The organism is Streptomyces sp. YS415 (genome assembly GCF_023544665.1).
Lineage (GTDB): Bacteria > Actinomycetota > Actinomycetes > Streptomycetales > Streptomycetaceae > Streptomyces.
On sequence record NZ_JAMJFL010000027.1, the window covers coordinates 79,698 to 92,337 of the forward strand.

At 71.3% G+C, this 12,640-nt stretch carries 10 protein-coding genes and 1 pseudogene; 7 read left to right on the forward strand and 4 right to left on the reverse strand.

Features of this window, described 5'->3' with window-relative positions; translation table 11 throughout:
* Positions 1–424: 424 nt before the first annotated feature.
* The 6 genes and pseudogenes from M8H82_RS28180 to M8H82_RS28205 all read left to right on the forward strand — a co-directional run bounded on the left by M8H82_RS28180 (position 425) and on the right by M8H82_RS28205 (position 7,559).
* Complete coding sequence (locus M8H82_RS28180) at positions 425–943, forward strand: hypothetical protein (RefSeq protein ID WP_250077876.1); 519 nt, start codon at positions 425–427, stop codon at positions 941–943.
* Positions 944–1,087: 144 nt separating this feature from the next.
* On the forward strand, positions 1,088–2,179 hold the full coding sequence (locus tag M8H82_RS28185) for a helix-turn-helix transcriptional regulator (RefSeq protein ID WP_250077877.1): 1,092 nt from the start codon (positions 1,088–1,090) through the stop codon (positions 2,177–2,179).
* 141 nt (positions 2,180–2,320) lie between these two features.
* Positions 2,321–2,540: pseudogene (locus M8H82_RS28190) on the forward strand (transposase); the annotation flags it as partial.
* Between the two features lie 95 nt (positions 2,541–2,635).
* Positions 2,636–3,025 (forward strand): hypothetical protein, encoded by a 390-nt coding sequence (locus M8H82_RS28195; RefSeq protein ID WP_250077878.1) that lies wholly within the window; start codon positions 2,636–2,638, stop codon positions 3,023–3,025.
* A gap of 7 nt (positions 3,026–3,032) precedes the next feature.
* Positions 3,033–4,007 (forward strand): hypothetical protein, encoded by a 975-nt coding sequence (locus tag M8H82_RS28200; protein WP_250077879.1) that lies wholly within the window; start codon positions 3,033–3,035, stop codon positions 4,005–4,007.
* A gap of 45 nt (positions 4,008–4,052) precedes the next feature.
* Complete coding sequence (locus M8H82_RS28205; protein WP_250077880.1) at positions 4,053–7,559, forward strand: CHAT domain-containing protein; 3,507 nt, start codon at positions 4,053–4,055, stop codon at positions 7,557–7,559.
* A 29-nt stretch (positions 7,560–7,588) separates the two neighbouring features.
* Here the strand turns inward: M8H82_RS28205 and M8H82_RS28215 are convergent, their stop codons facing one another.
* The 4 genes from M8H82_RS28215 to M8H82_RS28230 form a co-directional block, all read right to left on the reverse strand.
* Complete coding sequence (locus tag M8H82_RS28215; RefSeq protein WP_308293285.1) at positions 7,589–8,731, reverse strand: tetratricopeptide repeat protein; 1,143 nt, start codon at positions 8,729–8,731, stop codon at positions 7,589–7,591.
* Positions 8,732–9,596: 865 nt separating this feature from the next.
* Positions 9,597–10,070 carry a hypothetical protein gene (locus tag M8H82_RS28220; RefSeq protein ID WP_250077881.1) on the reverse strand — a complete coding sequence of 158 codons (474 nt, stop codon included), beginning with the start codon at positions 10,068–10,070 and terminating at the stop codon, positions 9,597–9,599.
* Positions 10,071–10,519: 449 nt separating this feature from the next.
* A complete protein-coding gene (locus tag M8H82_RS28225) occupies positions 10,520–10,732 on the reverse strand; it encodes a hypothetical protein (RefSeq protein ID WP_250077882.1) in 213 nt (70 codons plus the stop codon).
* Between the two features lie 121 nt (positions 10,733–10,853).
* Complete coding sequence (locus tag M8H82_RS28230) at positions 10,854–12,086, reverse strand: transposase (protein ID WP_250077883.1); 1,233 nt, start codon at positions 12,084–12,086, stop codon at positions 10,854–10,856.
* A 25-nt stretch (positions 12,087–12,111) separates the two neighbouring features.
* On the opposite strand from M8H82_RS28230, the gene tnpA reads away from it, so the two are divergent.
* Entirely contained in the window at positions 12,112–12,528 is a 417-nt protein-coding gene (tnpA, locus tag M8H82_RS28235) for an IS200/IS605 family transposase (RefSeq protein ID WP_250077884.1), read from the forward strand.
* The last annotated feature ends 112 nt before the right edge of the window (positions 12,529–12,640 follow it).

Here is a 12,640-nt window from a genome sequence, read left to right on the forward strand (position 1 = left end):
AGAGGGTTGCTGACCGCGCGCGGCGAGCCCCGTGATGTGGTGTAAAGCAATGCGACGGCGTCGTCGATGAATCGCTGGCCGATCGTGCGTCTGGATCGGCAAGGGCAGCTGCGCCCGGGAGCTCGATGCGTCGGTGGACCTCGCCGGGGTCTCCTTGGAGGCAGGGCCCGCCAGTCCCAGGGGCCGGACCGCGTGGTCGCGGCGCCTGGGGCGGCCAGCGCGATAGAGGCCAGGTAGTCGTCGGCTGCGCCGGCTGTGGTGAGACGGTGGCGCGGGTCGTCGCCGCCCCTCCCCCCAGGTTTCTGGGATGGGATGTGCCGCTCCGCGGCAGCAGTCTTTGTCTCGCGGGCGACGGCAGCCGGCCGGCGCCCGCGACGAAGCACCGCGGAAACGACAACGAGGGAGAGAGAAGATGTCCATACGCATGAGAACCGTAGGCCTGCTGACCGCGGGCGCCGCCGGGCTGGCGGCGACGCTGGGAGCGGCCCCGTCGGCCTCCGCAGCCCCACCCGTGGCGGAGGCGGGCGCCGCGACGGCCTCGATGTGGCGGAACGTCGCCCTGACGGGGACGTTCACCATCCGCGACGACGAGGGCATCTTCTCCGCCGGTACGTACTGCAACGGCAGCGTCGCCTCCGAAGGCTGGGTGAACGAGGTCAGGTCGCCGTCGCTGTGGTGGGAGACCACGTGCGGCGGCGAGATCCGGCTGGAGAAGCACGTGTCCGCCCAGACGGACGCCTCCGGCGGCGTCATGATCTATGTGACGCTGCGGCTGTACGAGGGCACGAACGACACCAACACCGACCTCGACGCGGAGTTGGACTTCAACCGCTACGTCCCGGCCGGCCAGATCTCCACGCTCAGTGAGATCACCCTGCGCAGCGGTGAGAACGGCGGCAAGGACTGGGCGAAGCTCAACCTCACCCTGCACAACAACCGCTGACGGCAGGCCTGGGCGGGTCACCTGGTCCACCGGCCCGCCCGGGTCCGCCGCCGCTCCCGGCTCCCCCGGGCGCAGCAACCGGAGCCATGGCTCCCACCTGCGCGAACAGCGCCCGGTGACGATATCGGGCGCTAGCCTGGGGCCATGAAGCGCAACGGGGGAGATTTACGCGCGGGTCGTGTCACGGACGCCGCGTTACGGGTGGCACGGTCCGCGCGGACCGTGGAGGAGTTCTTCGAGAAGGTCAAACGGGCCACGCGTCCGGCGCTGCGGTTCGACATCTGCGCCGGTGTGACCGTGGACCCGCAGACCCTGATGAACACCGGCGGCGACTACCGCGACGCACTGCCGCCGTCCATGATGCCGCGCATGCTCGACATCGAGTACCGGGAGGGCGACGCCAACGACCTGTCCCAGCTGGCGACCAGGGCGACGCCCGTGGGCCTGCTGAGCCGCGAGACGGGCGGCTGCCTCGAACGCAGCCCGCGCTACCGGGACATCATGCGGCCGCTGGGGTTCCGGGACGAACTGCGGGTGCTGCTGCGTGACCGGCACGGAGCATGGGGCGCGCTGATCATGGGGCGCGCGCAGGACGCGCCCGCCTTCACTCCGTCCGACCTGGCCGTGGCGGCCTCGCTGGCTCAGCCGCTCGGCTCCGTACTGCGCCGGTTGCACCTGACCCGGCTCGCCGAGGCCTGCGCGTCAGCGGCGGCACCGGGTCTGGTGCTGCTGGACGGGGAGTACCGGGTGGTGCACCGCACCCCGACCGTGGACATGTGGTTCGACGACCTGGCCGACGAACCGGCCGACGCCGCGAGCCCGTCCGGGGATGATCGGTTACCTCCTGCCGTCTACGCCGTGGCGGCCGCGGTCCAGGCGCCGGACGCGCCGGGGACTCACACCTCCTGGATGCACAGCCGTGCGCACGGCCGCGTGCGGTTGCACGCCTGGTGTCTCGGCCGCTCCGACACGACGGGGGCCCGCACCGCCGTTGTCGTCGACAAGGCGGGCTCAGGCGAGCACTTCGAGCTGATTGCCGCGGCCTACGGGCTGACACCGCGCGAGAGGGACGTCACCGGGCTGGTCCTGCGCGGGCACTCCACCGCGGACATCGCACGCCGCGCCGGGCTGTCCCCGCACACGGTCCAGGACCACCTCAAGTCGGTGTTCGACAAGACCGGCCTGCACAGTCGGCGCGAGTTGGTAGCCGGCGTCTTCGACCGCCACTACCTGTGACGTACGCGCAGCGTGTCGGCCGTCGAGGCGGTGCGGGCTGAGCCGGCGACCATGTTCGGGTCGCGGTGGTCGAAGAAGACGGCGAGGGCTGCGATCCGCCGCATGTGGACGGTGTCCTACGTGGTGAGGGCTGCTTGAGCCATGTATGGGGCGGGGTACGTGAGTTGGATTGTTCCGGACCGGCTTGTGGGAGATCGCGAGGCCGCCGATTCCACCGTCGACGGTACGGCCGCAGGGCGGCGGAACGTAGGACACGCCTGATGAGATGCTGTTCGCGGCGATCCTCTACGTGCTGGTCAGCGGCTGCGCCTGGCGGGCTCTGCCGCCGTGCTTCGGCATATCGAAGCCGACGGCCCACCGCCTCCGCCTCTCCAGGAAACCGTCCGAACCACCGCACCGAACGGGCAGACTGGCAGTCGGCCGAGGAGCCGAGCGGAAGCCGTTGAAGGGAGTTGAATGAAGTACGCGATGCTGGTGGGACCGGGCGCCGCGCCGGACGGCGCGGTCCGGCTCGAGGTGCCGGACGGCGCCACTTTGGACGACACTGCCGGCGCGCTGGACCTGCTGTTTGCGACCCAGCCGGCATCGGACCGTGTGGTCCTCGTCGTGGCCGGCACGGTCGTCGGGGTCACCACCCTGGCCCACCTGAGGACCGTGCGCGCGCTCGGGGTTGTGCGGGGCGCGGGCGAGGAAGACCGTGGCCGTCAGCCGGTCGAATCCACCCAGTACACGCTGCTGACCTTCCGCTGCCCGTCCTGCGAGCGGACGGCCTGGACCGCCTTTTACGACGAGCGGTACCGGCCGACGTGCGAGACGGACGGCCACGGGCCGATGGAGCTGCGGTGAGCCGTCGATGAGCCAGGCCGGCCTCGCCACCGTCGCCACGGCACCCGCGGGCCTCGCCTCAGGCAACTCCGGACGGTTCTTCCTCGTCTCCTATCTCCCCACCTACGCGGGGGCGTTGAGCATCCTGTGGCTGGTCTGGGCGGGCGCCCCCGGCGGCGCCCTCTCCATGCGCCGCGCCTGGCGCACCGCTGCCGGACTCGGCGTCGGCGAGATCGTGCTCATCGCCGCCGGCATCACCGTCGTCGCCGTCGTCTTCCAGCCCCTGCAACTGGCCATGGTGCGGCTGCTCCAGGGCGGCTGGCCCGACGCCCTCGGCGCGGGGCTGTGCCGTGCCCGGCAGCGCCGCCGCAAGGCCCGGCTCGAACGCCGTACGGTCCTGCCCCCGGCCACGGGCGGCGCGACGCCGGCGGAGGTGACGGCGGCCGCCGTGCAGCAGGCCGGTGCGGCCGCCGCGCGACTGCGCCGACGGTACCCACTGCCCGACCACCTCGTCCGACCCACCGCCCTGGGCAACGTCCTGACCGCCGCCTTCGACACCGCCGGCCGCGACCACGGCTGGGACGCGGCGGTGGCCTGGCCCCGGCTCTACCTGGTCCTCGGCGACCGGTCGCGTGCCCTCGTCGACGACTGTCGCGACTCCCTCGACGGCGCCGTGCGGCTCGCCGTCACCGGGGGAGCCACCGCGCTCGCCGCCGCCGTACTGCTGTGCTCCAGCGGGTGGTGGCTCGCCCTCGCCCTGATCCCGCTGGCCGTCGCCGGCCTCGCCTACCACGGAGCCGTCCAGGCGGCCGTCGCCTACGGAGACGCCGTACACACCGCGTTCGACCTGCACCGCTTCGACCTGCTGCGGGCGCTGCACCTTCCGCTGCCGGCCGGCCTCGCCGAGGAGCGCACCCGGGCCTCGGCCTTGTGCGCGTCCTGGCGGCAGGGACTGCCCCCGCCGGACACCTACGAGCACCCCGAAGTGCCGCCCCCTGTCTGACCCGTTGGGGCGCCGTCCCGCGCCGAAGCGCCCTACCGTGGCCCCATGTCAGCGATGGGGGACCGCCGCCGCAACGACCGCGTCCAGGCTCTGCACGAGCGCGGACTGCGGGAACTCGACGACTACATCCGCTCCCGTGACCCCGCCGCCCTGGAGCGGGCCCGGCTCGTGTTCCATACGACCGTGGCTTCCCTCGGCCCGCACACCCCCGACCGGCACGTCCATTTCCGCAACCTCGCCTACACCGAGGAACTGACCTACGAGGAGAGCGGCGCATACGGCCCGCTGCAGGACGCCGTCGCCTTTTACCGCCAGGCCCTCACCGAGGCTCCCGCCGACCACCCCTACCGGCCCGCCTACGCCTACGGGCTCGGTCGCGCCCTGCGCCGGCTGTACGGAGCGACCGGTGACCCCGCTCACCTCGACGAGTCCGTGCAGTGGCAGCGGCGGGCACTGTCCGGCGGACCGGGGGCCCGGCTGGAGGCCGCCGGCCAGCTGGCCGGCCTCGCCGAGACGCTCTTCGACCGCAACCTTCTGGCCGGCGACCGGGGGGACTTGGAGGAGTGCGTGGCGCTGTACCGCCAGGCCGTACGGCTCACGCCCGAGGCCGAACCGGAGGACCTCGCGATCCGGCTGGTCAACTTCGGCTCCGCGCTCGGCGCGCTGCACCAGGCGACCGGGGACCCCGGCCATCGCGACGAGTGCATCGACGCCCACTCCCGGGCCCTCGCCCTGCTGCCCGAGGACCGCCCGCAGCAGCGGCAGGCCCTTCTCGACGCCCTCGCACAGGCAGTACAGGACCGCTACGACACCACCGGCCGGCTGGAGGACCTCGACACGGTGATCGCCCTGCGCCTGCGCGCCGTCGCGCACACCGACCCCGGCACCACCGACCATGGCGAAGCGGCCCTGCAGGCCGCCGACGCGCTGCTGGACCGGGCCGTCAGGACCGGCCGGCCTCACTTCGCCGACCAGGCGATCACCGTACTCCGGCGCGCCGTTGCCGGCCTGCCCGCCGACAGCGCCGAACGCGCCGTGCTGAGCGGCATACTCGGATCGGCGTACGGCACCCGGTACGACCTGACCGGGGAGGCCGCCTGCCTGGACCAGGCCGTCGCCCTGCTCCGAGCGGCCGCGGACACGCCCGGTATCGGGCACCACAACGCCTGCGGCATGCGCACCAAACTCTCCACCGCCCTGCGGACCCGGCACTCGGCGCGCGGAGACCTCGCCGACCTCGACGAGGCGATCGCCGTGCACCGCGACGCACTGGCCGGCGGGGCCGGCCTGGACGCGGCACGCCGGGCCCTGCACCAGGTGAGCCTCGCCGCGGGCCTGAACCAGCGCTTCGGCGTCCACGGCGACATCACGGATCTCGACCAGTGCGCCGAACTGTGCCGCCAGGCCCTGCTGGTACTGCCCGAGGGGGACGCGAACCGTCCGGCCGTCCTGGTGCTGCTCGGCGACACCCACCTCGCCCGGTTCTTCCACACCGCCCGTGCGGAGGCGCTGGACCCGGCGCTCGGCGCCTTCCGGCAGGCCCTCGCCGCCGCCGACCCCAAGCTGCGGGCGGCCGCGATGAGCAACCTCGCCCGCGCCCTCCTCGCCCGCTTCGACCACGCCGGCGGCACACCGGCCGACCTGGACGAGGCGATCGGCCTGCAACGCCACGCCATGACCCTGCTGCCCACCCAGCGGGAGGTGACCGGGTACAACCTCGCCCAGTCCCTGCGCAGCCGCTACGAGATCAGCCACGACCTCACCGACCTCGAGGAGGCCGTCGCCCTCCTGCGGACCGTCGTACGAGAGCGCCCCCGCGACGACCCCGACCGGAGCAAGCCCGGCACGGCCCTCGCCGAGGGCCTGTACAGCCTGCACCTGCGGACCGGCGACCGTGACCTGCTCACCGAGGCCCTCACCGTCGCCCGCGACATCACCACGGTCACCTCAGCCCCGGTGCGCGAACGGCTCGCCGCCCACGTCACCTGGGGCCAGGTGTCCGGCGTACTGGAGGACTGGGAGACGGCGTGGCGCGCCCTGCGCACGGCCACGTCGCTGCTGCCCGAACTGGCGACGCGCAGCCTCACCCGCAGCGACCAGCAGTACGCTCTGGCCCGCCTGCCGGGCATCGCGGCCGAGGCCGCCGCCTACGCCCTCCAGGCCGGACGGCCCCGGGAAGCCCTGGAAGTCCTCGAACACGGCAGAGGCGTACTCCTGGGCCGGCTGCTGCGCACCCGCGACCTCGACCTCGACCGGCTGCGCCGACAGGCACCCGCCCTGGCCGACGAGTTCCTGCGGCTGCGCGAGGAGGAAACCGGCGAGCCGGCCGGCCCCTCCCTACCGACGGCCACCGCCGAACAGGCCGCCGAACGGCGTCGCGCCCACGCCGCCGCGTGGCAGCGCCTGCTGGGCCGGATCCGGGCACTGCCGGACTTCGACGGCTTCCTGCGCCCGCCCCCGGCCGAGGAGATCCTCCACCAGGCGGGCGACGGACCCGTCGTACTCCTCAACATCAGCATCCGCTGCGACGCCCTCATCGTGGCCGACGGCACGATCGACGTCCTGCCGCTGAAGGTCAGCTCCGCCACCGTGGCCGAGCAGGTAGCCGTCTTCCTCCACGCCACCCGCGCCGCCTTGCGGCCCGGAGCCTCCCTGGAGGACATCTGGTCCGCGCAGGAGACCCTCTTCGGCGTACTGGAATGGCTGTGGGACACCATCACCGGACCCGTGCTCGAGCGTCTTGGCCACACCCGACCGCACGCCCCCGGGCAGTCGCCCCGGCGGGTGTGGTGGTGCCCGCAGGGCACGCTCGCCTTCCTGCCGCTGCACGCCGCCGGCTACCACGGCGCCCGGGCCGATCGGGACCGGCCGCGCTGCGCACTCGACCTCGCCGTGTCCTCCTATACCCCGACGATCGGCGCACTGCACCACGCGCGCCGACGTCCGGAAGGCGCCCCGTCAGACGGACGGCCGCCGCTGGTCGTGGCCATCCGCGACACGCCGGGGGCAGCGCCCCTGCCGAACGCCTCGCACGAAGCGGAAGCGGTGCGGACGCTGCTGCCCGGAACCACCCCGGCACAGCTGCTGACCGGCGCCGCGGCCACCCGCGACCGGGTCCGGGAGGCCCTGCGCTCAAGCCCGTACGTCCATCTCGTCTGCCACGCCGTCACCGACCCGCACGACCCCTCCGCCTCGCGCATCCTCACCCACGACCACATCGAAAGGGCGCTGAGCGTCGCCGACATCTCCGCCCTGCGGCCGCCGGGAGCCGGCCTGGCGTACCTCTCCAGCTGCTCCACCTCCGGAACCCGCCCCGAGCTCGCGGACGAGGCGATCCACATCACCAGCGCCTTCCAACTCGCCGGCTACCGCCATGTCGTGGGCACGCTGTGGCCCGTGACGGACGAGATCGCCCCGCGCATCGCCCAGTCCTTCTACGGCCGGCTCCCGCACGGCGCCGCACACGCGCTGCACGCGGCCGTCCAACAGGCGCACACGGAGTATCCGCTGCTCCCGTCGCTGTGGGGAGCGCACATCCACATCGGTCCCTGAGGGACGCCCGCCCGCGCCGGCCTCGTGTCTCAGCCGCGAGCGGCGCGGACCATGCGCAGGTTCTCCCGCGCCTGCGCCGTGCGGGGGTCGGCCGTGCCGTAGAGCCGTTCATAGCCGGCGACGGCGAGGCGGCACTCCTCCTCGGCCTGGGCGTGCCGGCCCGCGTTGAAGAAGGTGGCGGCCAGGCTGGTGCGGTACTCCAGGACGTCCGGATGGTCGGGGCCGTGCAACCGCTCCATGCCCACGACGGCCGCCCGCAGCTCCGCCGCGGCCTCCTCGACCTCGCCGAGCGCCTGGAGCATGGCACCCAGGCTGGCCTGTGCGGAGAGCGTGTCCGGGTGGCCGGCGCCCTTGATGGTCACCGACTGCCGCACCGCATCGCGCATCGACCGTGCGGCCTGGGCGACATGCCCCAGGTGGTGCTGGACGGCGGCGTGGTTGATCCGGGCCGTCAGGGTCAGCTCCGACTTCCGGCCCAACAGCCGCTCGGCGTCGCGCAGCACCGAGAGGTAGAGCTCCCCGGCCTCCTCCAGCGCGCCCCGGGCTCGAAACACCCCGGCCAGGGTGTTCCTGCTGCCGAGCGTGTCCTCATGCTCGGGCCCCAGCACCCGCCTCCGGCGTTCGAGCGCAGTACGCGCCAGTCGCTCCGCCTCCTCGTGCCGCCCCAGGGCAAGCACGACGAGGGCCAGATCCGCGAGGGCAGTGAGCGTGTCCGGGTGGTCCGGACCCAATGCCGCCTCGCGCTGGACGAAAACAGAACGGCGCAGCCGCTCCGCGTCCTGCGGCCGTCCACGATCACGTAACAGGGAAGCAAGAGCGGTCTGCGCCGCGAGGGTATCCGGGTGGGCGGGCCCCAGGTCCGCCCCGCGCTCCGCCACGACCCAGCGCAAGACCTCCTCAGCCTCGTCGAACTCACCTTCCTGGCGGAGTTGCCCGGCCAGCTCGAACGACAGCCGTACGACCTCCGGATGGTGCGGGCCGTGTTCGGTCGCAAGATGCCCCAGCTTGAGGCGCGTCATCCCGGACGGCGTCAGGGACAGCTTCATCTTCATCACGGGGATGCCGTCCTCACCCTCGTGATGAGTGATCCGGTACGAGCCCAGGCCCTCCAGCTCACCCTCGTCGGCCGCCGCCCCGTCCGATGCCGGTGACGGCCCGGGCACCGGGGCCACGGAGGGCTCACTCCCTGCGGCCGGGCTCTGTGTCCCCGAGGGCGCGCCCCGTCCGCGCCGGCGGAACGGCCACCTGCCCCGACCCGCCCTGTCCGTATCGGTCATCCCCACTCCTTCATCGACCGAAGGAGTCGTTCCCCCTCCACCGGCGGTCCACCCTCCTCTCACCACACGCCCAACCGGAAGTTCATGTCGTCACCCAAACCGCCGGACACAAGTGAGGTGCATGACCAGATGCTCGCGTAGTAGCCCTGTGGAACGGTCGGTGGGGCCTGCCGTGCTCCCTTGGGCCGGGCGTCTTCGAGCCCCGGAATCGTGGGAACTGCAGACAAGGCCAGCAGGAAGCAGAGCCCTGGGGAGCACCCTTCGCCGTGCAGGAAGACCAAGAAAACCCCGTGCCGTCGCAACCCCGCGGGACCTCATGGCCACCGAGGAGGGATTCGTCGCCTCGGCCGGGGTCCACAACACGATCGTGATCCACCCCGATGACGCGCCCGCGCTGCGGACCGAACGGAACCGAGGGCCCCAACCGGGCCTGCGTCTGCGGAGCCCGGGTCGCCACACTTGCCGCGGACTGCTTCGGGCCCTACGAACTGCACCTCGACCCGGTCCGTACTTACGCGTTCTCGCTTGATAGCGGGGAGGACTGACACCACATGGGCCGGGGACCGCTCATCTATGCGGGCACCATCCCGATGCCGGAGTAAACCCCCGGATCAGGTCGAACCCGTACACCATCTCCATGGACGCAACCGTCATCGCCCGCGCGGTCGGCCCCGCAACTGCCGGACCATCCGGCTCACACGACAAGCGGCAAGGCTGCTCCACCGGCGAACTCACCGGTAATCCCCGCCCAGACCGACGGTCAGCAGGACTCCACACCGACGGGCGAGACGTAGATCGCGGACAGCACCCCATCTCCGTCCACCTCGACCGGGAGGGGGGCTGTCGCATCGATCAGCTTCAAGTTGTACGGCAGGGATTCCAGCGGAATGTCTTTGCCGAGGTAGACCACCGATACCGTGCCCCGGCAGACGGTGCTCTCAGGCGGCGCGGTATCGGGGACTCTGCCGTCCTGCGGGCCGGTCTTGTGGGAGGTGACGCTGATCAGCGTGTACTCGTACTCGTAGCGGGCTGGACTGACGGCACTCGCCTCTCTGGTTTCCTCGACATCGACCGCGTAGTGGGCGAGCTTTACCTTGACTGCTTCGCACGGTCTCTGGCTCGCTTCCGGGGTGAAGTTCAGGCCGGAGGAGTCCAGGCTCAAGCCTCTGGACTGGTATGCGCCGCTGCTGCTGCGCAGCTTCTTCAGATAGCCGGTCAGCTGCTCGACGCTCATGCCAGCGGTCTTCACGCACTCCGCGGGCGCGGTTGCCGTCGGGCTCTGCGTCGGAGTGGCCGGGTCGGGAGCGGCCGTGTATTGAGCGAGTTCAGACGGGGAAGCCTGGGCGGCTGGCTCATCCTCCGAACACCCCGAGATTGTAAGCAGCGCTGCTACGGCGGCGGTTGGCATGATGAACTTGCCTGCAATTCCCACGAGTTACCCCTGCCTGCGTCGAGACCGCTTCCCTTGACTGGCGGCCCCACAGTACGGGCTGGATGAACAGGTCCACAGCCCGGCGCGGGCCGGCCGGGCCCACGCGCCTCCCGGCGGTGCCCCTCTCACAGGGCGGTACGCGAGTTGATGCCCTTGCGCACTTTCGGGACGGCGAGCACCACGACCGCGATCACCAGGCCCAACACGTCAACCGCCAGGCTGCGCTTGGGGCCCGGTACGTTTTCGCCGCGTCACGGGCCCATCGGCTCTGCAAGCGCCCCGGCCGCCGCGTGCTGGGGGTCGAGCACCACCAGGCTCGGGTCCACCTTCCGCAACGCCTTCTCCCTCACCTGCCAGCGCTCCAGGTCGGACATCACCGCACCGCGCGGCGGCAGGTCGTGCGGAGGCAGGTCCCACTGGCCGCCGGAGCGGCCCTGGCGGAGCGCGTTGACGAACTCCCGCATCACGTACCGGCCCTGGTGGCCGCTGACCGATGGGTGCGCGTGTCTTCCACGCGGCGATCACCGGCTCGACCAGCGCCAGTACGCCACATCATTCCGTCGCTCATTTGACATCCTCTCCGCCCTAAAGGACGGAGATTCCCGCCTGCCTGTCGGTGGTCACCGGCTGAGGCTTCGGGTGGGTTCCTGTTTCGCTGCGCGGTGCCGGGACGAGTCCCGGTCTTACCTGCGCTCCACAGGCTGACACCGCCAGTCCGGCGGCCTTGGCGACGTTGACCGCCGCGTTGATGTCCCGGTCCAGGACCGCCCCGCACGCCTGGCACGTCCACACGCGGACGCTCAGCGGCTTCGGGCCGTCCTTGACACCGCACTGCGAGCACACCTGAGACGTGGGCTCGAAGCGGCCGATGCGGACGAAGGTGCGCCCGTACCGGGCGGCCTTGTACTCCAGCATGCTCACGAACGCCGACCATCCGGCGTCGTGGACGGACTTGGCCAGGCGTGTACGCGCGAGTCCTTTCACCGCCAGGTCCTCCACGGCGACCGCTTGGTTCTCGCGGATCAGCTGGGTGGAGAGCTGGTGGTGGAACTCGCGGCGTGCGTCCGCGACACGGGCGTGTGCCCGTGCGACGCGAATCCTGGCCTTGTCCCTGTTCTTGCTGCCCTTCTCCTTGCGGGAGAGGGCGCGTTGTGTCTTCTTGAGGCGCTTCTCGGCCCGGCGCAGGAAGCGCGGGGAGTCGACCTTCGTGCCGTCCGAGAGGACCGCGAAGTGCCCGAGCCCAAGGTCGATGCCCACCTCGGGCGCGACCTCGGGAAGGACTTCCTCCGGACCGGTCTCCACGACGAAGCTCGCGAAGTACCGGCCCGCACTGTCCTTGACCACCGTCACCGTGGACGTCGTCGACGGCAGGGAGCGGGACCACTTGACCTTGAGGTCGCCGATCTTCGGCAGGCGCAGCTTCCCGCCGGTCGTGATCGACCAGCGGGCGTTCGCCGTGAACCGGACCGACTGCCGGGTGTCCTTCCGCGACTTATACCGGGGCGCGCCCATGCGCGGGCGCTTGCCCTTCAGGCCGTCGAAGAAGTTCTTGTACGCGGTGTCCAGGTCGCGGAGGGACTGCTGGAGGACGACCGCTGAGACCTCGCCGAGCCAGGCGCGTTCCGGGGTGTTCTTCGCCTCGGTGATCAGATGCTTCGACAGGTCCCCGGTCTTCGGGAACGGCATGCCTTCGCTGCGGGCGGTCTCCCGAGCACGGAGCGCGTCGTTGTAGACCACCCGCGCACACCCGAACGCCCTCGCCAACGCCGTGCGCTGACCGGCGCTCGGGTACAAGCGGAAGCTGTACCGAAGCTGCACGCAGATCATGCTAAACAGTTGGTTTATGGGTATCGACGAGAACGTTCGTACTGGTCGTCACTGCGTCTTCCGTATGCATGTCCACTTGGTTTTCGTGACGAAGTACCGGCACAAGGTCTTCGCCGACCGGCACCTGACGCGGTGCGAGGAGATCATGCGGGCCGTGTGCGAGGACTTCGAGGCCGAGCTGGTCGAGTTCAACGGCGAGAACAACCACGTCCACCTGCTCGTGAACTTCCCGCCGAAGGTCGCCGTGTCCAAGCTGGTGAACTCCCTCAAGGGCGTCTCTTCCCGGCGGCTGCGCCAAGAGTTCCCCGACCTCGTCCGCCACTACTGGCGGGCACAACGGCTCTGGTCCGGCTCGTACTTCGCCGGTTCCGTCGGCGGCGCACCGCTCAGCATCGTGAAGCAGTACATCGAGCAGCAGAACCGGCCGCTCTGACCTGCGCTGAGGTGAACAGTGCAGATCCATGCACACAGCTAAGGTCAGAGCAGCTCTCAGATTCGCTTCACCACCGGGCTGAAGCCCGGTGCACTGCGAATAGTTCCGGTAG

What these genes read in the sequence shown, in the direction of transcription:
- M8H82_RS28180 (WP_250077876.1), top strand. Translation starts at nt 425, where the DNA reads ATGAGAACCGTAGGCCTGCTGACCGCGGGCGCCGCCGGGCTGGCGGCG.
- M8H82_RS28185 (WP_250077877.1), top strand. Translation starts at nt 1,088, where the DNA reads ATGAAGCGCAACGGGGGAGATTTACGCGCGGGTCGTGTCACGGACGCC.
- M8H82_RS28195 (WP_250077878.1), top strand. Translation starts at nt 2,636, where the DNA reads ATGAAGTACGCGATGCTGGTGGGACCGGGCGCCGCGCCGGACGGCGCG.
- M8H82_RS28200 (WP_250077879.1), top strand. Translation starts at nt 3,033, where the DNA reads ATGAGCCAGGCCGGCCTCGCCACCGTCGCCACGGCACCCGCGGGCCTC.
- M8H82_RS28205 (WP_250077880.1), top strand. Translation starts at nt 4,053, where the DNA reads ATGTCAGCGATGGGGGACCGCCGCCGCAACGACCGCGTCCAGGCTCTG.
- M8H82_RS28220 (WP_250077881.1), bottom strand. Translation starts at nt 10,070, where the DNA reads ATGAGCGTCGAGCAGCTGACCGGCTATCTGAAGAAGCTGCGCAGCAGC.
- M8H82_RS28225 (WP_250077882.1), bottom strand. Translation starts at nt 10,732, where the DNA reads ATGCGGGAGTTCGTCAACGCGCTCCGCCAGGGCCGCTCCGGCGGCCAG.
- tnpA (WP_250077884.1), top strand. Translation starts at nt 12,112, where the DNA reads ATGGGTATCGACGAGAACGTTCGTACTGGTCGTCACTGCGTCTTCCGT.